Below are 20,060 nucleotides of genomic sequence, written 5' to 3'. Positions count from 1 at the left end.
TCAATGCCCTTTGGATTCTTTAACAATAGCGCTCAGAGATTCCACCAACCCCTCGGCGCACTTCTGCCAAGTGATTGTTGCCCACTCATCGCGGATTTTGGCCTCACGTAAAGCCAGTGCCTCAGGGTGAGACGAATAAAACTTGATTTTGTCTGCCCATCCGGAAACATCCCAAGGATGAATATAATCAACGAGATCTCGCCCAGTCTCCCGCAGCGGATCGACGTCTGAGGTGAGACAGAATTTCCCATAACCCAAACTTTCCGGCAGCGTTAAACTCCAGCCCTCGTAAAGGCTCGAAAGCAAGGTGAACTGGCAATGGCGATACAGCACGTCCAACTGTGGATCAGTTGTACGCAGGATCAAAATCTTGCCAACAACACGTTTATCTCGGGTAATGATGTCAAATAGATCTTGAGCTTTCCAACCCGCGCCGCCCACAAACACCATTTGAGGCAAATCAGGGCAACCTTCTTCGAGCAGCTTCAAATATGCCTTATAAAGAGTCTCATGGTTCTTCCGAACCTCAAGGGTCCCCACTGAAAGCATGAACGGTCCCGTGACCCCCATCTCCAACAGCATTTGTTCATCCATGCTGTGATCGGTCTGAGGGGCGATATCAGAGCCAAACTTGATCGGCAACCCCGGTGTCGCAGGCCAGTGATGTTCGCGTTGCCATTTCTGGCCGTCGCGCATGGCTGTTTCACCGCCGTAGATGATTTTGTCACTGGCCAAACCTGCAAGATAAAAGAAGCGCTGGTACCAGTTATAGGCTTCCTTGGCATGAAGATGCGGAGTGATCAAGGGCGTCATATCGTAAATGATCTGCGCAACATGGAACGATGAGTTGCGCTTGGCCTTGATAAGTTCTAGTAACGGTTGTTGATCCCAGTTGATTCCCGCAGAAAAAACCATGTCGTTCATGCCAAATGGAAGATCCTGCGCAATACCCTTGAGTGGCTCTTCAAAAATGGCCGGGACATTATCTTCGTTCAAATGAGGCACAAAATCGCCACTCGAGACGACTCCCGCGCTGGAGAGCCGCCCTACCACTCCACTACGCACCGCCAGGCTTATCAGCATTTTTTGCAGCTGGGTCGGGAGCGCACTCAGGACATAGCCTGCCGAGTTCCTGATTTTCTCTTTTTTCGACAATGTATTAGGTGCTACAGACGCCAGCAGTGGAATCTGAGCAGGAGCAGCCGGGGACGACGGCTGCGAAAATACGTGCGTAGGGACTCGATGACCCAAGCCACGCATTTCAGCATCTGCCCAGAAACGCTGAAACTCGGCGTACTGCTTATTCACATCAGTCGAAGCGAACAACCACTCCAGACGATCACGAGGCACTTCAAAGAACTTGCCTTCATGGAAACCGAAAAACCTGACACCTGGAACGAGCTTCTCCAGGTAGTGAGCCAAAATCAACTCACTACGGATAATACCCGTTACACCACCGCGCCAAACGGCGTAAGACAGCGTCAGATCGACCCAAAGACTGAGTCCGTCAGTCGCAGGGAGCTCGCGGCCCGCGAAATCTCGTATTGAATCGAGCACATCCTGCCCGCACTTATCCCAAGTAGTGCCACGCCAGTTGTTCTTGATATTGTTTTCTTTAGCCTCAAGAGCTTCATCGTTATTGCAGTAATACTCGATTTTGTTCGCCCACCCCATAACGTCGAGCGGGTGGATATATTCAGGGAACTCTTGGCCGATCTCGCGTAGCGGCGCCACGTCAGAAGCCAGACACAGCTTTCCATAGCTGAGTCCTTCAGGCATTGGAAGGCTCCAGCCTTCATAAAAGCTCGGCAACAGCGTGAAGCGGCAATTCCGGTAGAGTGCAGTCAATTCCCCATCTGTCGGGGTCAACAACAGCAGTTTCCCTGCAACCCGTGGGTCTCGACGGATGGTGTCAATCAAATCAGCGGTGCGCCAGCCAGGCTTGCCCGCGAAGACCAGCTGCGGAATATTTTCTGACTTACCCTCGATCAATGACACGTACGCTTTGTACAAGGTGTCGTGATTTTTTCGAACTTCGATTGTTCCAACAGTAAGGATAAACGGGCCAGTAATACCCAGGCCTTTTAAAATTCGGGCGTCATCAGCAGTGGATTCTTCTTTTGAAAGATCCGTGCCCCCGAAAGGAACCGAAAGGCTTGGTGGAGTGCGCCACCCCATTTTCTCCTGATACGCAATGCCATCCTCCTGCGGATTATTGCCCGCATACAAGATGTAGTCGCACGTCTCGGAGATCCAATGAAAATACGAACGAAAGCTATCCTCCTCTTGCGGACGATACAAATGATGAGTGCTCTCACCAACGAGGATGGTGTCGTAGACCATATAGACCAGCTGGATGCTTGGGTCACGCGCCTTAAGACGGGTATAAAACGCTTCTTTACCGCTGTCCAGCCAACCCATGGCAACCACCATATCGCCCTTCTGATATGGATAAGACAGGACTGGAGATACCGCTTGGGGACTATATGAAGCGGCCCTGGGTATCGTCTGTGCCGGAAACAAGGATCTCAATCGAACTGCGGCGCCCAACAGTTTGCGAGGCAGCCAAGTCAAATACATCCCAAGTTTTTGATGGCGCGCAGGCAACGAACTAACTGCCAATAGCATGCCGTGCTGAAGGCGACGCGAGCGGCTCGGAATTTCCGAGGCCAGCTTATCGAGGTAGACATCGACCTTCGATCGATTGCCTTCGCTGACCTGTGGAGCGCTTGTAGCAGCGCTTCTGCCCGCCAGATAAGCTTCCGCGACGCTCACCTCACCACGCAACCAAGGCAACGAACCTTTATCCACCTCAACAAAGTGTCCATTGTCGAACTTACTGAAGCGAATATCAGGATAGTGCTTATTCAACGAAGCAGCGATTTCCAACTCTGCGCGAACGATACCAACCACTCCACCCGTCCATTGCTGAGACGTAGTAATATCTATCCAGATTGTTCGATTATTCACTTCTTCCGTCCGTTCAAATCCATACATTATACTTAACCGCAAAAAATTACTTATTACAGCCAATTTCAAGGGGCGAAACTTAGCATTGTTTCAACCTTGACACCACTACCAGTCGACCGGGCAAAGGCGTGGCTACCAGGTGACGACTTTCAACCGCCGCCTCTCGCATCAATAAGCAGAGACTCCAGCTCTTCAACGTAGCCCACTGCTTTGCGTAAAATCGCTTCAGATTTTCCGATTTTCGCCCCCAAGTCAGCCACCTCCACAGGTTCACGCGAGGTTTCAAGCCCGGCAAGCTGAAGTTCCAAACCGCGCAAATACGCGACAGCTGACACCAAAGCCTCATCATAGCGAGACCGCTGCGCCTCTACTTGAGAGACATACTGCGTAGTCTTGGTCAATGCTAAATCGTACTCGTCGCGCTGCGCCTCTACTACGGCGACGTACTTCGTCGTCTTGGTCAATGCCAGGTCGTACTCGTCGCGCTGCGCTTCCAACCGCGCCTGATATTCCGCTTTTTCCGCGAGAACTGCATCCAACCGAGCAATATGCGCCTCTATTTGTTCAATGTGTTTGTCCTTTGTATCCAGGGCATCCTGCAAGCTCTGCTGATAAGCCTCACTCTTGCCAAGATGCGCCTCTATTTGCTCTATGTGCCTGTCCTTTATATCGAGGGCATCCCGCAGGGTCTGCTGATAAGCTTCACTCTTGCCAATATGCTCCTTTTGAATAGCCAATGCCTCGAATTGACTCGTACACAGCTGATCAATCTCAAGCATACGAGAATGAAGACTTTCATTTTCCGACTGAGCAATTGACGAGCTTTCAGCAGCATTATCCATTAAGCGCCTAGCTATCCGTCGAGCCTGTTCGGCACCCGCATGACTGCCCTCACTGGTTCCGCTATAGACTGAAAATGAACGCTGCAGTCTTTTTCGCATCGAAGACACAATGTCTGCGGGGTAAAAATCCAGGAAGAGATTAATCACGTCTTCTTCTACGACTTCATACTCGCCAAGCTCGCCACCGCCAATAGCAACATGCGGCACTTTGCAATCGGCAACATCAATACCCTCCACCCCTTTCGCAAGGCATTCTCGAGAGAAAGACTCTCTTGCCTGAGGGCTCAGGCTCAACTCATCGATGCACACTGAAATATCGGCTTCGTCCTCGAGATGAATATTGGAGTAAACCCATAACGCAAAAAATACAAAATAACTTTCAGTCGCGCCCAGCGGATGACGCTCGGCGTAGATACGCGCATCATGAAGGGAATGAAAGCGATCAAGGGCGGGAGCAATCAATCCTGAACGTCGAGCCGCTTCAACCAGGACCGCGGGCAGCCGGTCAGCACTGAAGATCAACTGCGTAGCCGCGTCAAAGTAATTGTTGATCTTGAACGACCACCATTGGCTGCGCGGTTCGCGCCACAAATGCAGGTGCGTCCCGGAAAAAGAGTCCTTGAGCGCACGAGCCCGCCCGAAGCTACGACAGAACTGCAGCAATGGACGGCCACGCGCATGTTCAACAAGCGCCTTGAAGTACACATACTGATCGGTATTTAGTTCATCGAGGAAAATATCTCGAAAACAAAACTCTTTGCGAAACAGGCCTTTCAGCGCTTCACCAACTTGAACAAACTCCCAAAAATAAGGGTTACCTATATCTGGGTGATTTGCTTTCTTGGTGTCACCACCACCCACCAAAAGTAGCTCTTCAGGTCTTTCATCCAGCGCCAGAAGCCATTCATTCTCTGGCTCCTGATAACACCAATAAGCATCGCCAGCGCGGCGAAAGACGTTGAACAAGTAAGTACTGCCAGAACGATAAAGGGAATGGATGAAAATCGGCGACTTATTCATGGCCAACACCAATACTCAATGTCGTATGCAGATCGACGAATCCGACCAGTGCAGTGGTCTTGTGATTGCTGGTAACCCTGAAAATAGCCGCATCCACACGTCGATGGATGAAATCCACACCCTCACCTTCAGCATCACGGATCCCGCAATTGACGTAGTATATGCCAGGAACCAATGCTGCATTGAAGGAAAACTCGACATCCACGGTCTGCCCCGGCTCGACCTTCCCCACGCGCTCTTTCAAAAACATCGAATCAGTACCCGAAACGGCGATCCCCTCGCGCGTTTTGACAAGGCAGGTAAAAACGGGGTTGTTAACCGCCTGGAAAAATTTGACGCTATAATGAATCTTCATTATCTCGTTATTTTTCAATACGTTGGCTGGATTTCCATCCTGATCCTTCAACGTAATGGCCTGAATGAACGCACGCCCGTCACCGTAGGTGACTTCGCAATCCGTTTGCAGAGCGAGATCAATGGCGACATGTTCGACCTCATCACCACCATCCACTACCGGCTTGCTGAACAGTGTGCGCTCGTAGTTGTCGCACACTGATTTGGCATCGCCAAACTCGACTAAACCGCCATTATTGATATGTAGCGCTTTACTGCATATCTTTTTAACACTCTCGATATCGTGACTTACGAATAACAGCGTGGTTCCGAGTTCGATCATGTCTTCCAATCGACGGAAACACTTTCTCTGGAAGGCGGCGTCCCCAACAGCCAAAGACTCATCAACGATCAGGATGTCAGCATGGAACGCAGTGGCTACAGCAAAGGAGACACGTGACTGCATACCACTCGAGTATGTGCGTACGGCTTGATCAAAGTATTCACCAATATCGCTGAAGGCTTCAATATCTGGGAGTGCCTGATCGATCTGATCTCGCGAGAAGCCCATCAACCCCGCTGAATGCATGACATTTTGACGGCCAGTCAATTCAGGATTAAATCCCATGCCCAACTCAAGAATCGCGGAAATTCGACCATTCAGGGCAACTCTCCCCTCGCTTGGCTGTAGCGTCCCAGTGATCATCTTCAACAGGGTGCTTTTGCCTGCACCATTTTTCCCCAACACACCAATGGATTGACCTGGGTCGATTGAAAAGCTGATGTTACGCAATACCCAATGTTCTGTATGCGGCTTGACACTCACGCCAAACCAACGCGCAAAGCGCTGCCATTCCGAGCGATAAGTGCGGTACGACTTTCCCAGGTTCTCAACAAGCAAAAGGCTCATAATGAATCCACCATTTCTGGCGCGGCACGACGAAAAATAAACAACCCCAAAATCAGCAAGCCCAAGGAACAGGCAAACAACGTCAACATCGAACAGTCAAAATCCGGTGCCCTATGATAAACCAGAACATTGTGAAAGCTGGTAATGATTGGGTAGAGCGGATTCATCATCACGACCTGTTGCAACTCCTCCGGGATGACCTTGATTGGATAAACGATAGGTGTAAACCAAAACAATAACTGCAGAAAAATAGGAACAACCTGGCCGACATCCCGCACAAAAACGTTAAGCACTCCAAAAATAAGACCCACACCGACCGCGAGTGAGACTAAAAGCGCATACAGTGGGACAAGCCATAGAATCGTGTCGCCTGGAAAATTACCAAGAAAAGCGAGAACGAGCATGACTGCAGCAAATAAGAAAAGATTATTGACCAAACTGGAACCCACGGCAATCGCGGGCAGCGTAATACGAGGAAATATCATTTTTTTCATGAGATTTCCTTGATCGGTAAACAGCGTGAGACACTTGCTGACGATTTCTGTAAATAGACTCCAGCCCAGCATCCCGGCCACCAGATAAATGGCATAGGCGTACTTATTATCAATGCCTGGCAGCTTGGCCGACAACACATTCGAAAGGATCAAAGCATAGATCGCAACCTGTGTTAGTGGATGAATCACCATCCACAATCCACCTAACTTACTGCGAGCGAAACGCACTGAAAACTCGTTAGCTATAGAAGAAGCCACAAAACCTCTATAGCGCCACAGATTTTTAAACATTCCGAACATTTGCCACCCTAAGCCCACTTTAATCAGTCATTGCTAATTATTTACAGCATTGCCTATCAAAAACAACACACACCGTAAACTTGAAGTCCTGCTCTAGCCTATACGATCAAAAATTATATTTGCGACATTAAACGCGTGCTGGCGCAACTCCGGAACTGCGGTAGCCTCCCAATATTCAGCCCTTAACAATGGCCCGATGTAACTCACTTGATCCAACCCTGAGGCCACCCGATACATGCCATCCACTCGAATGCCCATTCCGTTCAAGACGTCTTGCAAAACACCCTCTGAAACCAGCTGCTCAACAAGTACATCCCCCGCGCGCGCAACATCGGTTCCTGGCCCGGTGCAGTTGATGACCCTGGCTACATGACACTGAAACTCACCCCGGTCACCTCGCAGCCGTATAAAAACCCTGACACCGTCGCCATCGCGCAAAACCTTAACAATAGCTCCTGCTACTGGCTTTATGATTCCGAGGCCCCTGAGATGCTGCAGCTCATCAGAAACACACGGAGCGATACGATGACGATGAACATCCCAGAACACCTGGAGATGGCGCCGGAATCGCAATTTCTCTTCGCGATTCAAACGCTGCCAAAGCTGAGGCGTTATTGGCCGAAGCGCGGCAATTACATCCCTCCAATCCCAACCCTCTACCCTACCCTTGCCGATGTAGCGCCGGACTAGCCGCAGGTATTCAGAAACGGAAGGAGTACTGACGAGGAGGCTGCCCAGGAATTCCTCATGATGCTGGCGCAATGGCAACGCATCTCGATGAGCGTTAGGCATGAGGCCGCGCCGGGACACCATGAAAATGGTTCCTCGGTGGCCGCAAGCGCGTAGTTGCCGCACAACGTCCAGGCTTGTCAACCCGCTTCCTACCAGCAACACGTCTCGACTACGTTGAGCCAATTTGTCCAGGTTCCCCGTCCAAGGGTCGCTAACATAATGAACATGACTCAACACCTGCAAAGCTTGCGAAGGTGTATTGGGCACCAAATGCCCTGTCGCCAGCACTACGTGGTCGACTTGAATGCGCTCGCCATTTGCGAGTGTAAGCACACCTGTTGCACCCGAAAGATCCATGCCGACAACACGAGCAGTTAACCGTGTGAGCGTGCCCCCGCAAGTATTGCGCTCACTAGCATCGCCCAACAGATACGTCAGGTACCTCGCGTACAATGCCCTAGGAACAAATGTCCCACCCTCGACATCCTGCAGACTGCGTCGACAATATTCGACAAACGAATCCGGATCCTGAGGCAAGGCGGACATATTGCCGGCGGGGACATTCAAGAGGTGCGTTTGATGGGATGTACGGTACGCAACTCCGCCCGACGTCGCCGCCGAATCAATCAGGATTACGCTGGCAGCGCTGTGCAGTTGCCCAAGCAGTTGAATAGCAACCGCGGAACCACTGAAGCCTGCCCCCACAATCGCAACGACCTTTTTCAACGGGAAAACTTTTCGTCGAGATAATGGATAATTCTACCAATTGACTCGTGCAGGCTCTCATCAACGGTATTAATCGTGATGTCAGGGTTAACGGGCGCTTCGTAAATCGCATCAATACCGGTGAAATTTTTGATCAGACCCTCTCGAGCCTTGCGATAAAGCCCTTTGGGATCCCGGCGCTCACATTCACTAAGTGGCGTCGCAATGTACACTTCAACAAATGCACTCTCTCCGATGATTTCTCTGGCCATAGCCCGGTCACGCAGAGAGGGGGATATGAACGCGGTAATGACAATCAGGCCCGACTCGACAAACAGTCGGGACACCTCGGAAATTCTGCGGATATTCTCCTGCCGATCCTCCTCACTAAAACCCAAGTCGCCGCACAGGCGCGTACGGACGTTATCGCCATCGAGCAAGTATGTGTGGCGCTGGCGGGCATGCAGTTCGACCTCAAGCGCATTGGCTATGGTCGATTTGCCAGCGCCGCTGAGACCTGTCAGCCATAGCACTATCGGCTTTTGGTCCTTGAGATCACAGCGCTGTTGCGCCGATACGGATTCTGGGTGCAGCGTCAAATTGTTCTTCATGGTTACCCAGCGAGCAGCTCTACAAATTAGCCTGTGTAAACGATGCTCTATTTCAGAAAAGTCGAGCGGGAGGGCTATCTTGCCCTCCCGTTTCAGGCCCCTTGACCAAGGGTCGCCCCAATTTGGTGTCAACCCGGTGACAGCTCAATCGCCGCCTGCCGTGCGCACCGTGCAATATGCCATCAGCGGCGGATCAACGTCTCAATTTCTTCTACGTACCTGGACACCAAATCTCTACTTCCCCGGCTTTCTACGTTCAAGCGCAGGAGTGGCTCCGTATTGGACCCCCTCAGATTGAAACGCCAGTCCTGGAAGGCCAGGCTGATTCCGTCCGTCTCATCCAGCACTGGGTTCAGAGGCTGGAAATGGGCCAGAATCCTGGAAAGCGTTGCCTTGACATCGTCGACTTTGTAATTGATTTCACCGCTACACGGGAACGCCTCGATCCGCTCATCAACCAGTTGCGCAAGCGTCTTCCCGGTTTCAGACATCAACGCTGCAACCAGCAACCAAGGAATCATCCCGCTGTCACAGTAGGCAAAATCGCGGAAGTAATGGTGGGCGCTCATTTCGCCACCATATACCGCATCCTCGGCACGCATGCGCTCCTTAATAAAGGCATGGCCAGTCTTGCTTTGGATGGCAATACCGCCAGCTTGCTCAACTTGCTCGATAGTGTTCCAGGTCAGTCGCGGGTCATGGATGATCTTGCTACCGGGATGCAGCTTGAGCAGCATTTCGGCCAGCAGTCCGACCAGATAGTAGCCTTCGATGAATCGACCGTCAGCATCGAAGAAGAAACAGCGATCGAAGTCGCCATCCCAGGCCAGCCCCAGATCGCACCCGTTATCCAACAGTGCCTTGCGCGTCAACTCGCGGTTTTCCGGCAGCAGTGGATTTGGTACGCCGTTAGGGAAGATACCATCGGGCTCGGCGTTGATCAGAACCCACTGCAACGGCAAGCGACTTTGCAGCGCCTCGATGACAGGGCCTGCGGCACCATTCCCCGGATCCGCCAAAAACTTGAGGGGCTTGAGCGACTTGACGTCGACATAACCGAGCAGATGCTCTAGATAGGCAGCCTTGTCGAAAGCTTCTCTTACCTGGCCTGCAGACATCGCCAGCTCACCCAGGTCCCCTCTATCCACACGATCGCGAATGGCATCGAGACCTGTATCCCCGCTGATCGGGCGCGACTCTGCCCTGACCAGCTTCATGCCATTGTAACCCTTGGGGTTGTGGCTGGCGGTAATCATGACACCACCATCGACCTTGTAGTGGCTGGTAGCGAAATAAACCTCTTCAGTACCACAAAGGCCGATATCGATGACGTCGGCACCGGCCTCAGTGATACCGCGAATTAGCGCATTTGCAAGTAGCGGGCTTTCCAGGCGCATATCGCGACCCACTACGAACGACTTACCGTTCAGTTCAGCCACCAATGCCCTGCCGATCCGGTAGGCGATGTCATCATTGAGTTGCGCAGGCACTTGGCCGCGAATGTCGTAGGCCTTGAAGCAATGGGTCTGAATTGGTAGGTACATTCTGCTCACTTACTGAATAAACACAGCGGCTAGAAGGCCGCTGCGGCAAATGGATTCGCCAAGGCATGACACCCTGGCGCGCGCACCCTGTTAGGGCGAGGAAATCGCATCTAGTTCAGTACTGACTACTTATCAACGCGACCGTAGTTATCTTCGAAGCGCACGATGTCATCTTCACCAAGATAATCACCGCTCTGCACTTCGATGAGCACCAGATCGATGACCCCTGGGTTCTTGAGGCGATGCTTGTGGCCTGCACGAATGAAGGTGGATTCATTGGTGTCGAGCATCAACTCCTTATCATCGTTGAAGACTACAGCCATGCCACTTACGACGATCCAGTGCTCACTTCGGTGGTGGTGCATTTGCAACGAAAGGGAGGCGCCCGGCTTGACCACGATGCGCTTGATTTTGAAACGCTCGCCGTTTTCCAGTGTGGTGTAGGTACCCCATGGACGGTGCACGGTACGGTGCAACAGGTGCAGATGATGCCCCTTCGACTTCAACTGCCCAACAATATGCTTGACATCCTGGGCGTGATCCTTATGAGCGATCAAAACAGCGTCCGGAGTATCAACTACCAGCAGATCCTCCACACCAACCAATGCGGTAAGGCGATCTTCACTATTCACGTAGTTGTTCCGCGATCCGTGGGAGATCACCTCACCCTCGAAGCGGTTGCCATCACTGTCTGGCCCGGTCAGATCGCTGACAGCATTCCACGACCCGATGTCGCTCCAGCCGATATCGCACGGAATGGTCGCGACCTTGGAAGAACGCTCCATCAAGGCGTAGTCAATGGAGATGTCCGGGACGTTGGCGAAAGTCTCGGCGTGCAACGCCAGGCAGCTATAGCCGGTGGCGGTAGTGCGTCGAGATTGCTCCAAGGTTTTGGTAACGGCTGTGACGACGTCTGGAGCGTGCTTTTCCAGCTCCTCGATCACGGTGCCGACGCGGAAGCAGAACATGCCCGAATTCCAGTAGTAGTTACCGGCGGCGATGTAGGATTCAGCGGTGTTCAGGTCTGGTTTTTCAACGAAACGCTCCACCTTCAGCCCACCATCCAGGGATGCGCCTTTGGCGGTCTCGATATAACCGAAACCGGTTTCCGGGTACTGCGGTTGAATACCGAAGGTCACCAGCCAGCCCTGCGAGGCCAGTTTGACCGCTTTGGCGACGGCTGCAGCGAACGCGCCTTCGTCTTGAATAAGGTGATCAGCGGCCAGCACCAGCATTTGGGCATCTGCGCCGTGAACTTCCTTCAACTGCAGCGCAGCAGCGGTAACGGCCGCAGCGGTATTGCGGCCGAACGGCTCGAGGATATAGCCCTGCGCCAGCCCGGCGCTATTGATGGCTTGGTATTCATCTTCGGTTTTGAACAGCAGCTCACGATTGGTGACGGTGAGCACTTCTACCACGCTTTCAAGCTTGGAGGCTCGCAGGAAGGTCTTCTGGATCAGATTCTGCCCGTCAGGCAAAGTCATGAACGGCTTTGGATGTGCTTCACGAGAAACAGGCCACAAACGGCTTCCCACACCACCGGACAGAATTACCGGGATCAATTCCATATATTGGATCCTATACCGCCACTCGAATAATTAAATCCAAGCTGGCCAAGTCATTATTTCCAATAGCCAGGCAGCCAAAAGCTACCAATCTACTGAATGAATTTTTTGAGCCCTGCGTCATTGCCGCTTAATGGCCTCAAGGCCAATGCGGGCAGGGCTGCAAGAATATCAGAGAACCTCGGTCAAGGCTGCAACCCAATGAAAACACGCACATGCCAGCCCCTCCTCCCCTCAGCAGATACAGGTGCGCACCAAATCAACGCCGTGTCTTTTGCGCAGCAATGAAGCGAACGTCTCAAGGCAAGTGCTCGACTGCTCGCAGAAGGAAAACGTATTCAGCCATCAGCACATTAGCGACTGACCTGCTTGGGATTAGGCGCATCAGGGCGAATGACATTGATATCGCCCGCACTCAGCCACGCATTGACACTGGCCACGCTACCCTCCGAGAGCTTTCCAGCCCAACGGTTGAGCGCAAACAGGCTTATGACAAAATCGTATTGGGCCTTGAGCAGATCGCGGCGCGCCTTGAATTCGTTCTGCACACTGGCCAATACATCCACAGCGTTCACCACGCCATAGGTGAACGCCTTCTGCGCGGCAATGCTGGACTGGCTGGCCGAAGACAGCGCATTTCGGCTCGCACGGATCTTCTCGACACTGGATTGGGCGGTCAGGTAAGCATTAGTGGTTTCTTTAACCACTTGGCGCCTTACGCCTTCCATCTGCTCCTCTGCCACTTGTTGATCGTCATACAAGCCACGAACACGCGCCGAGGTGGAGCCACCGCTGTATAACGGCACTTTCACACCCAGGGTGGCGACGTAGCTGTCGCTGCGCGGGGTTTGTGTATTGTCATACCCCACATCGCTCTGCTGGCCGCTCAGACTGAAAGTCAGGGACGGATAATGCCCCCCCTTGCCTTCACGCACCGCTGCTTCGGCCGCCTCGACACCGCTCTGGCTAGCCTTCAGGGCCGGGTTACCGCTCTCTGCCAACTGCAACCAGTTATCCAGGCTTTCCATAGGCGCCTGGAACTCCACATCACTGCGCACGCGACTCAAGCGCTCGTTGATGGGTCGCCCAACCAGCTCGGCCAGTGCCGCGCGACTGAGGCGCACCTGGTTACGCGACTCGACTTCCTGGGCCGCCAGGCTATCGACCCGTGCCTGCAGGTCCAATTGATCGGTGATCTTGGCCATGTGCCGGGCATACAACGCATTAACCTGGTCGAGATTCTTTTGCGTCGCCCGGCGCTCGGCCATGACCAACTCCAGGTCGTCATCGGCCGCCAAGGCAACGAAATAGCGTTTGGCCAGATCCACCGTAGCCTCAGCCTGAGCCTCATCGGCTTCGGAGACCTTTTGCCGACTGACGCTTTTGGACTTCTGCCAGCTTTCCCAAGCCTGCTTGTTATAGATGTACTGGGTCAGGCTCAAGCCATAGTTGGAGTTGTCATAGATTTCCCGCGAGGCGTCGTCCTTGCGCAAGATGCGGTTATACCCGCCGTTGGCCGAGACCTGCGGGAGCAAACCACCCAGCGCGGCGCGCTGCTGCTCGGACGCGGAACGAGCCTTGGCGTAGGCCGAGATGATGCGCGGGTCTTCCAACCGTGACTCGTGATACAGCGCCAGCAGGTCAACCGAATAATCATTGGCACTGACACCGGTCTTTTCCTGCATAGGTGCCGCTTGAACCTGAAAAACCGATAAACCGAGGAGCACAACGGGTAACAAACGCACAATCATTCCTCGATCATCGACTTGGCGAACATGTTGCGAGCCGGTTTCAGGAGGTACTGCAGCATGGTTCGATCACCCGCATTGATCAGTACTTCAGCCGGCATACCTGGCAACAACTTGCGTTCGCCAAGCTTTTTCGCACCCTCGTCGGTGAGTGTCACTCGCACCAGGTAATAGCTGTCACCGGAACGCTCATCGGTCAAGCGGTCCGCGGAGATTCGACTGACCTCGCCCTGGATCACCGGCGTGGTCGCATAATTGAATGCGGTGAAGCGAATGTCTGCCGTCTTGCCCAAGGAAATTCGATCAATATCATTGGTGCCGACGCGCGCTTCAACCACCAACTGAGAGGCTTCAGGCACGATGTCCATCAAGGGTGTTGCCGGACTGATCACACCACCAACGGTATGCACTTTCATATCCAGCACCATGCCACCCTCTGGGGCCCGGATGACAATCCGCGAGAGCCTGTCCTTGAGTGCACTGACTTTCTCCTGGAGATCAAAGACCTGGCTCTGCACATCGGCAAGGTCTTTCACCACATCGGAGTTGAAGTTCTTGGTGAGCTGAACAATCTCCAGTTGCGTCTCGTTAATCTGCAAACGGGTGGTCAGGATATTCGATTTATGGTCGGCCACCTCCGACCTGAGCATGTCCAGCTTGCGCTCCTGCTCCAACAACCTTTGTTTGTCGACGAACCCCTGGGCCAACAACTCCTGGAGCTCGGTGATCTCACCGCTGTAGGACTGCTCCAACCCCACCTTGGTACGGACCATCGCCTCCAGGCCGGTGATCTGCTGACTGAGCTGAGCGATACGCTCTTTCTTGACCGCTACTTCCCCAAGACGCGAACCACGCCGAGCATTGAACACATGCGTTTCGCCCTCCAATGCCTCCTGCGCGCGCTGCGAATCAGGGCCATCAATCGACACCCTCGGCAACGCCGGCAAGTCATCGCGCTCGGCTCGCAAGCGGGCCTCCCTGGTTTTGGCGGCAATCAGCTGGCTACGGGTAGACTCGTACTCGGCACTGATCTGCGACTCATCCAGCACAATCAGCGGATCGCCCTGGCGCACCAGATCACCATCATGCACGAGCAGCTCCTTGACGATGCCACCCTCCAGATGCTGAACCGTCTTGCGATAGCTTTGTACTGTGACCTGCCCACTGCCAAATACAGCGTTATCCAACGGAGCGAAGGCGGCCCAGCCGCCAAACAGACCAAAGGTTAGAAGCACGATTCCCAGGCCGAGCCGGCGTATATTTCGGTCAGAAGTAGGCACCTCATCGAGATCATCATCGTTGAGGGTTATCAGGGTAGTACGGGTCATCAATGGATTCCTTTCACGCGCCGGCCGAAGCCGCATCTGAAGCGGCCGCCTGGGCGACCCTCTGCTGAGTCTTGGCTTGCTGGGCCGCCAACTCGGCAATAACTTGCTCACGCGCCCCATAAAGACTGATGGTGCCGGCACTCAGCACCATCACACGATCAAGCCGGGCAAGAATATTGGGGCGGTGGGAGACGATGAAAACCGTGGCACCAGTTTCCTTGATTTTCTGCAAGGCGACACCCAAGGCACGCTCACCGACATCATCAAGATTGGAGTTGGGCTCATCCAGGACAATCAGTCGCGGGCTACCGTAGAGTGCCCGAGCCAAGCCAATACGCTGGCGCTGACCGCCAGACAGGTTGACACCGTCACTGCCGATGACCGTGTCGTAACCGTCGGGGAGCATCAGGATCATCTCATGCACGCCAGCGACCTTAGCGGCATGCACGGTTTTCTCGGCATCAATGGCTTCAAAACGGGCAATGTTTTCGCTGATACTGCCCTCGAACAACTCGATGTCCTGTGGCAGGTAACCCACGTGCGGACCCAGTTCATGTTTGTCCCAGGCACTGATATCCGCACCATCCAGGCGTACCACGCCATGCTGTGGCGCCCATACCCCCATCAACGTCCGAACGAGTGTCGACTTGCCCGCCGCGCTCGGCCCGACAATGCCCACCACGGTACCGGCTGGGGCGACGAAGCTGATATTACGAATCACCGGAGTTTTCGCACCCGGCGGGGTCACGATCAGGTTTTCGACTTGAATATGCCCTTGCGGCGCAGGCAGCTTCATGCGCTCAGGTTCTGCACTGAGTTTTTCCAGCGTTTCGTTCAGACGGTTGTACTGCACCCGCGCACCGACAAAACCCTTCCAGCTGCCGATCATCTGATCTATAGGGGACAAGGCGCGTCCGAGCAACAGCGAGCCAGCCATCAACAAGCCTGGTGTTATCTCGTGGGTGATCACCAGATACGCACCTAGCGCCAGCATCATGGACTGAGTCCACTGACGAAACGTCTTGGACACGGACGTAATGATGCCGCTCTTGTCGCTGGCATACGACTGCAGCCTCAATACCTTGCGCTGGCGCTGAGCCCAGCGACTCATCAGGGTGCGAAGCATCCCCATTGATTCGATGACCTCGGCATTGCGCAGGGTTTTGGTGGTGTGCAGCGAGGCTGCAACGTTTTCCTTGTTGGCCTCCACCAACGCCTTGCCAGTAAAGCGCTGGTTCAACACCGCCAGACAGATCAGTACGATTGCGCAACCAACAGTGACCCAGCCATATACAGGGTGAAACATGAACATGACCGCGACATAAATCGGCAACCATGGCGCATCGAAGAATGCGAACAGACCATTCCCGCTCAGAAACTGGCGCAGGGACGTGAGGTCATTGAGCGATTGGGCCGAAGCATCCATTCCGCCGCTGTTCAAAGCCCTGCGGAAGCTGGCTCGATACACGTCATGACTCAACAGGGCATCAAGCCGGTTGCTGATACGCACCATGATCCGGGAGCGCACCCACTCCAGTGAACCCAGGGTCAACATCAATACCGTCAGGATGAGCGTCAGCATCACCAGCGTGGAGACGCTGCTGCTGGGCACTACGCGACCGGAAACCTGGATCATGAAGAACGTCGGCACCAACATCAGCGCGTTAACGAACAGACTGAAGAAACCGACGGAAATAAAGCTGCTCTTGCAAACCCTCAAGGCGGCTTGCAAGTTGTTTTCGGGTAGGCGACTCATAGCATCCATACTGAGTGGGAAGGCGTAAAGCGCGGAAGTGTACCATCCACCTCCAGCACCGGCAGCCAGAAAAATACCCCTTAACGGAAGTTTAATGATGGAAGCAACGGATGATGTCAGTCCGAATTAATGCCTCGCCTTACCCCCCGCCACCACCGACACAGCCCTCAACGAGATTGATCAAGTGTAACAATCTACCCCTACACTAGCTGGTCTACAGCATTGAAACACTTGGCAGCACATCCATTTTCTTCAGATCGCACAAAAAACAAACTTTTAACAAAGCAAATACCGTTTCGACTACCGGTGAAGACGTTTGTTTTTTTTGCCTTTACCATAGCGGCCAATTTACATGCCCCCCCAAAAAAACGCATGACCTGCCTCCCCCCCCTAAAACGATGAACACACTGCTTGTCAATCAACATTTTTTCGGCCTACCCCTACCTGTCGCGCAAGATTTTGCTCAGCCAAACACCACACCCAGGCTACGAAAGCGCAAAGCAAATTATCGTCCGCTGCACCCTGACAGATGGGCGATTGCGTCGATCAGCGAGGGGACGGATGCCGCAATTCACGGGGTCCAGACAAGGTTTGTGACGCGACTCAAACATCGGCTCGAGCCGAAAAACTGACCGCATCCCTGGCTGTGAAAAAATTGTTTCGAGACAGGATTGTTTAAAAAACCCAGATAGCTTAATCTCCCTGCCGTCAAGGAAGCCACCAATCCGCCACTAGCCTTTAATGATATAGGCTACATGCGTTCAACAGATATCTGTCGAACCCTGTATGGATTATCCAGTTCAAGGATTGAAGGAGTTTTACCGCGTGTCTTCGCAAAGCACTGATGGACTTAAGATCACTTCCCGGGTCACTCTTCTTGAGCCAGGGATGTATATCTTTCGTTATGCCTCACAAACCAGTACAGACAAAACTGTTTGCATAGCGCTTCAACAAGCACCCCTTGGCAAAGGTCTTATTGATTTTTTCCCAGCCGAGGGTGTTAGCAAAAACATGCTAACCAAACTGGGTGACTGCATCATCGGTCGCGTCAAAAACGGCGTAACTACCGTACTCATTACCGAATACCACTTGGCCAATGTCCAGGTTGATCCTGTTGATCTGCGTATCGACCGAATCGACACTTCCGCCGCCATTATGCGCAACTTCGCGCCACCCGCCCCCGCCAAAGAAACCAGCAGCGCGTTACATCCTGCGGTTGCGCCAGGGACATTAAAATTGATCGGCCATATTCAGTCCCGCGGCGATGTCACTGCCACCCAAGAGTGGCTCGGTGAGCGCCAGGGCACGACCGGCATTGAAGGCTTCCTGGTTGACTGGGCAGACCGTCCCGATGGCGTTGACCTGGTGTACACCAGTACTGTCGCCGGCTCAGGCCCCAGCCCCAAAATTCTTTCCGGTCACTATTGCGGTACCCGTGGCAAGGCCACGCCCCTGATCGCTGTTGGCTTCAGCCTGACCGGCCCCAATAGCAGTCATTATCGACTGGCTGGCGAGGTCGCCTTCGCAGGCGCCGAACCGCAACCCATTGTTGTTGACCAGATGTTTTTCGGCCCCAGCGGCCAGGAACCCCTGGTTGGTATCAAGCTTTCCATCTTCGCCCATCCTGAGATCAACGCTCCCCGCTATAAGTCTCCCTGGGAAAACCTTGCGACTACGCAACCATATAGCCATGAGGGCCAATTGGCCTGATCTACAGGAATTGAAGCATGCAATACGATAACCCGTTCTTGGCCGGCGACGTTAAAGACGCCCTGACCGCAAACACCAGCATCTCCGCCACCACCGCCGACGCCATCTCGCAAATCCTCAACCTGGATAACGCAGAGACCGTCGCTATCGGTTCGTGGGATGGTGTGGGCAGCGTCGTTGCCCCAACCGGTTCCAACGCCCAGGCGATCTTCGCTGACATCGCTGGCGCTACCGGTACTGACGTCACTGTTGACCTGACAACCGAAGGCCTGGCGGACGCCAAGGCATTTGTCTTCGCCAGCGACGCCAACCTGACCCTGGACTTCACCGCATCTCCAGTCGTCAACCTGCTCACCGCTGATCTCCCAGCCGATGACATCGATCGCGTAATCGTCAGCGGCAACGGTAACGACCACATCACCGTTGGCGACGGCAACACTACTGTCGACACTGGCACCGGCAACGATACCGTGACCTTGGGCAACGGTGACAACGTGGTTATTGCCAACAGCGGCGACAACCTGATCAACACTGGCTCTGGCCGCGACACCATCTATACCGGCACTGGCAACGACACCGTCGATGCTGGCGAAGGCTTCGACGTGGCGCATGTTGCAGGCTCGCGTGCCGACTTCACAGCTTCCGTATCGGGCAATTCGCTGAACCTGAACGGTGGTGATCACGCACTCAGCACTTCGAATGTCGAATTCATCAGCTTCGACAACAACGAGTCGATCGTTGTTGCTACTACCGATGAAGAAGCATCTGCTCTGCGCCTCTACAACGGCCTGCTGGGTCGTGACGCTGAACAAGATGGCGCCGAGACCTGGAGCAATGCTGCTACCGGCACTGCACTGACTGAAATCGCGCAAGGCTTCCTGGGCTCCAGCGAGTTCCAGAACAACATGAACAGCGACTTCATTGATAGCGTGTACTCGACCCTGCTGGGTCGCACTGCGGACGCTGATGGCGAGAGCACCTGGCTGAACCTGCTGGCTCAGGGTGCAAGCCGTGCCGACGTCATTGCTGGTATCACCGGCTCCAATGAAGGCCAGGGTGCAGCTCCAATTGCTGATAACACCGATTACGTCAAGGCGCTGTACACCAGCGTACTGGGTCGTGACGCTGATGACGCAGGCCTGGACACCTGGGTGTCTGCACTGACTGCCGGTGCTGACCGTGCTTCCATTGCACAAGGCTTCACCAACTCGGCAGAGTCCACTGCCAAGTCGGCATCGGACTTCATCGATGAGCTATACAACAACGCGCTGGGTCGCTCTGCAGAAGCAGAAGGCAAGGCTGCATGGACCGCCGCTCTGGAGAACGGCTATACCCAGGCTGAAGTGGCCATCGGTATCGTCGGTTCCGACGAAGGTGTTGCGCACAACGACAACGTGGTTGTAGTACACGGCGTCGCGTAACGCTGCTCCTTGCAACAAGCCTGAATATCTCCAGCCGAAAGGCTGGGGGTCTTTGAAAAGGGGCTCCTTCT

Annotated in this window: 13 protein-coding genes; 2 read left to right on the top strand and 11 right to left on the bottom strand. The window is 53.8% G+C overall.

Annotation, left to right across the window (positions count from 1 at the left end; genetic code table 11):
• From HGP31_RS09105 to HGP31_RS09055, 11 genes are all read right to left on the bottom strand, one after another.
• Positions 1-2,997, bottom strand: coding sequence for a glycosyltransferase (locus HGP31_RS09105; RefSeq protein ID WP_168757516.1), 2,997 nt, complete (start codon positions 2,995-2,997; stop codon positions 1-3).
• 122 nt (positions 2,998-3,119) lie between these two features.
• Positions 3,120-4,832: a hypothetical protein gene (locus tag HGP31_RS09100; RefSeq protein WP_168757515.1), complete on the bottom strand. Its 1,713-nt coding sequence runs from the start codon at positions 4,830-4,832 to the stop codon at positions 3,120-3,122.
• Positions 4,825-6,075: an ABC transporter ATP-binding protein gene (locus HGP31_RS09095; protein ID WP_168757514.1), complete on the bottom strand. Its 1,251-nt coding sequence runs from the start codon at positions 6,073-6,075 to the stop codon at positions 4,825-4,827. Before HGP31_RS09095 ends, HGP31_RS09100 begins: the two co-directional genes overlap by 8 nt.
• On the bottom strand, positions 6,072-6,869 hold the full coding sequence (locus HGP31_RS09090; protein WP_168757513.1) for an ABC transporter permease: 798 nt from the start codon (positions 6,867-6,869) through the stop codon (positions 6,072-6,074). The genes HGP31_RS09095 and HGP31_RS09090 overlap by 4 nt, the downstream gene beginning before the upstream one ends.
• A gap of 93 nt (positions 6,870-6,962) precedes the next feature.
• Positions 6,963-8,327 (bottom strand): FAD/NAD(P)-binding protein, encoded by a 1,365-nt coding sequence (locus HGP31_RS09085; RefSeq protein WP_168757512.1) that lies wholly within the window; start codon positions 8,325-8,327, stop codon positions 6,963-6,965.
• On the bottom strand, positions 8,324-8,917 hold the full coding sequence (gene cysC, locus HGP31_RS09080) for an adenylyl-sulfate kinase (protein WP_168757511.1): 594 nt from the start codon (positions 8,915-8,917) through the stop codon (positions 8,324-8,326). The genes HGP31_RS09085 and cysC overlap by 4 nt, the downstream gene beginning before the upstream one ends.
• A gap of 182 nt (positions 8,918-9,099) precedes the next feature.
• Positions 9,100-10,461 carry a phosphohexomutase domain-containing protein gene (locus HGP31_RS09075; RefSeq protein WP_168757510.1) on the bottom strand — a complete coding sequence of 454 codons (1,362 nt, stop codon included), beginning with the start codon at positions 10,459-10,461 and terminating at the stop codon, positions 9,100-9,102.
• 125 nt (positions 10,462-10,586) lie between these two features.
• Positions 10,587-12,029, bottom strand: a complete 1,443-nt coding sequence (locus tag HGP31_RS09070; protein ID WP_168757509.1) for a mannose-1-phosphate guanylyltransferase/mannose-6-phosphate isomerase — start codon at positions 12,027-12,029, stop codon at positions 10,587-10,589.
• A 350-nt stretch (positions 12,030-12,379) separates the two neighbouring features.
• Positions 12,380-13,777 carry a TolC family outer membrane protein gene (locus HGP31_RS09065; protein WP_168757508.1) on the bottom strand — a complete coding sequence of 466 codons (1,398 nt, stop codon included), beginning with the start codon at positions 13,775-13,777 and terminating at the stop codon, positions 12,380-12,382.
• Positions 13,774-15,102 carry an HlyD family type I secretion periplasmic adaptor subunit gene (locus HGP31_RS09060; protein WP_168757507.1) on the bottom strand — a complete coding sequence of 443 codons (1,329 nt, stop codon included), beginning with the start codon at positions 15,100-15,102 and terminating at the stop codon, positions 13,774-13,776. The genes HGP31_RS09065 and HGP31_RS09060 overlap by 4 nt, the downstream gene beginning before the upstream one ends.
• Before the next feature lie 13 nt (positions 15,103-15,115).
• Entirely contained in the window at positions 15,116-16,858 is a 1,743-nt protein-coding gene (locus tag HGP31_RS09055) for a type I secretion system permease/ATPase (RefSeq protein WP_168757506.1), read from the bottom strand.
• An 888-nt stretch (positions 16,859-17,746) separates the two neighbouring features.
• Here HGP31_RS09055 and HGP31_RS09050 point away from each other — a divergent pair.
• Positions 17,747-18,568: a hypothetical protein gene (locus HGP31_RS09050; RefSeq protein ID WP_168759147.1), complete on the top strand. Its 822-nt coding sequence runs from the start codon at positions 17,747-17,749 to the stop codon at positions 18,566-18,568.
• 17 nt (positions 18,569-18,585) lie between these two features.
• Entirely contained in the window at positions 18,586-19,989 is a 1,404-nt protein-coding gene (locus HGP31_RS09045) for a DUF4214 domain-containing protein (RefSeq protein ID WP_168757505.1), read from the top strand.
• Positions 19,990-20,060 lie beyond the last annotated feature (71 nt).

The sequence above is a fragment of the Pseudomonas umsongensis genome (assembly GCF_012647205.1).
GTDB classification, from domain to species: Bacteria; Pseudomonadota; Gammaproteobacteria; order Pseudomonadales; family Pseudomonadaceae; genus Aquipseudomonas; species Aquipseudomonas umsongensis.
This window is presented reverse-complemented; position numbering and strand designations above follow the sequence as displayed.

Coding starts and splice junctions, on each gene's coding strand:
- HGP31_RS09105 (WP_168757516.1), bottom strand. CDS start 2,997: ATGTATGGATTTGAACGGACGGAAGAAGTGAATAATCGAACAATCTGG.
- HGP31_RS09100 (WP_168757515.1), bottom strand. CDS start 4,832: ATGAATAAGTCGCCGATTTTCATCCATTCCCTTTATCGTTCTGGCAGT.
- HGP31_RS09095 (WP_168757514.1), bottom strand. CDS start 6,075: ATGAGCCTTTTGCTTGTTGAGAACCTGGGAAAGTCGTACCGCACTTAT.
- HGP31_RS09090 (WP_168757513.1), bottom strand. CDS start 6,869: ATGTTCGGAATGTTTAAAAATCTGTGGCGCTATAGAGGTTTTGTGGCT.
- cysC (WP_168757511.1), bottom strand. CDS start 8,917: ATGAAGAACAATTTGACGCTGCACCCAGAATCCGTATCGGCGCAACAG.
- HGP31_RS09075 (WP_168757510.1), bottom strand. CDS start 10,461: ATGTACCTACCAATTCAGACCCATTGCTTCAAGGCCTACGACATTCGC.
- HGP31_RS09070 (WP_168757509.1), bottom strand. CDS start 12,029: ATGGAATTGATCCCGGTAATTCTGTCCGGTGGTGTGGGAAGCCGTTTG.
- HGP31_RS09065 (WP_168757508.1), bottom strand. CDS start 13,777: ATGATTGTGCGTTTGTTACCCGTTGTGCTCCTCGGTTTATCGGTTTTT.
- HGP31_RS09060 (WP_168757507.1), bottom strand. CDS start 15,102: ATGACCCGTACTACCCTGATAACCCTCAACGATGATGATCTCGATGAG.
- HGP31_RS09055 (WP_168757506.1), bottom strand. CDS start 16,858: ATGAGTCGCCTACCCGAAAACAACTTGCAAGCCGCCTTGAGGGTTTGC.
- HGP31_RS09050 (WP_168759147.1), top strand. CDS start 17,747: ATGTATATCTTTCGTTATGCCTCACAAACCAGTACAGACAAAACTGTT.
- HGP31_RS09045 (WP_168757505.1), top strand. CDS start 18,586: ATGCAATACGATAACCCGTTCTTGGCCGGCGACGTTAAAGACGCCCTG.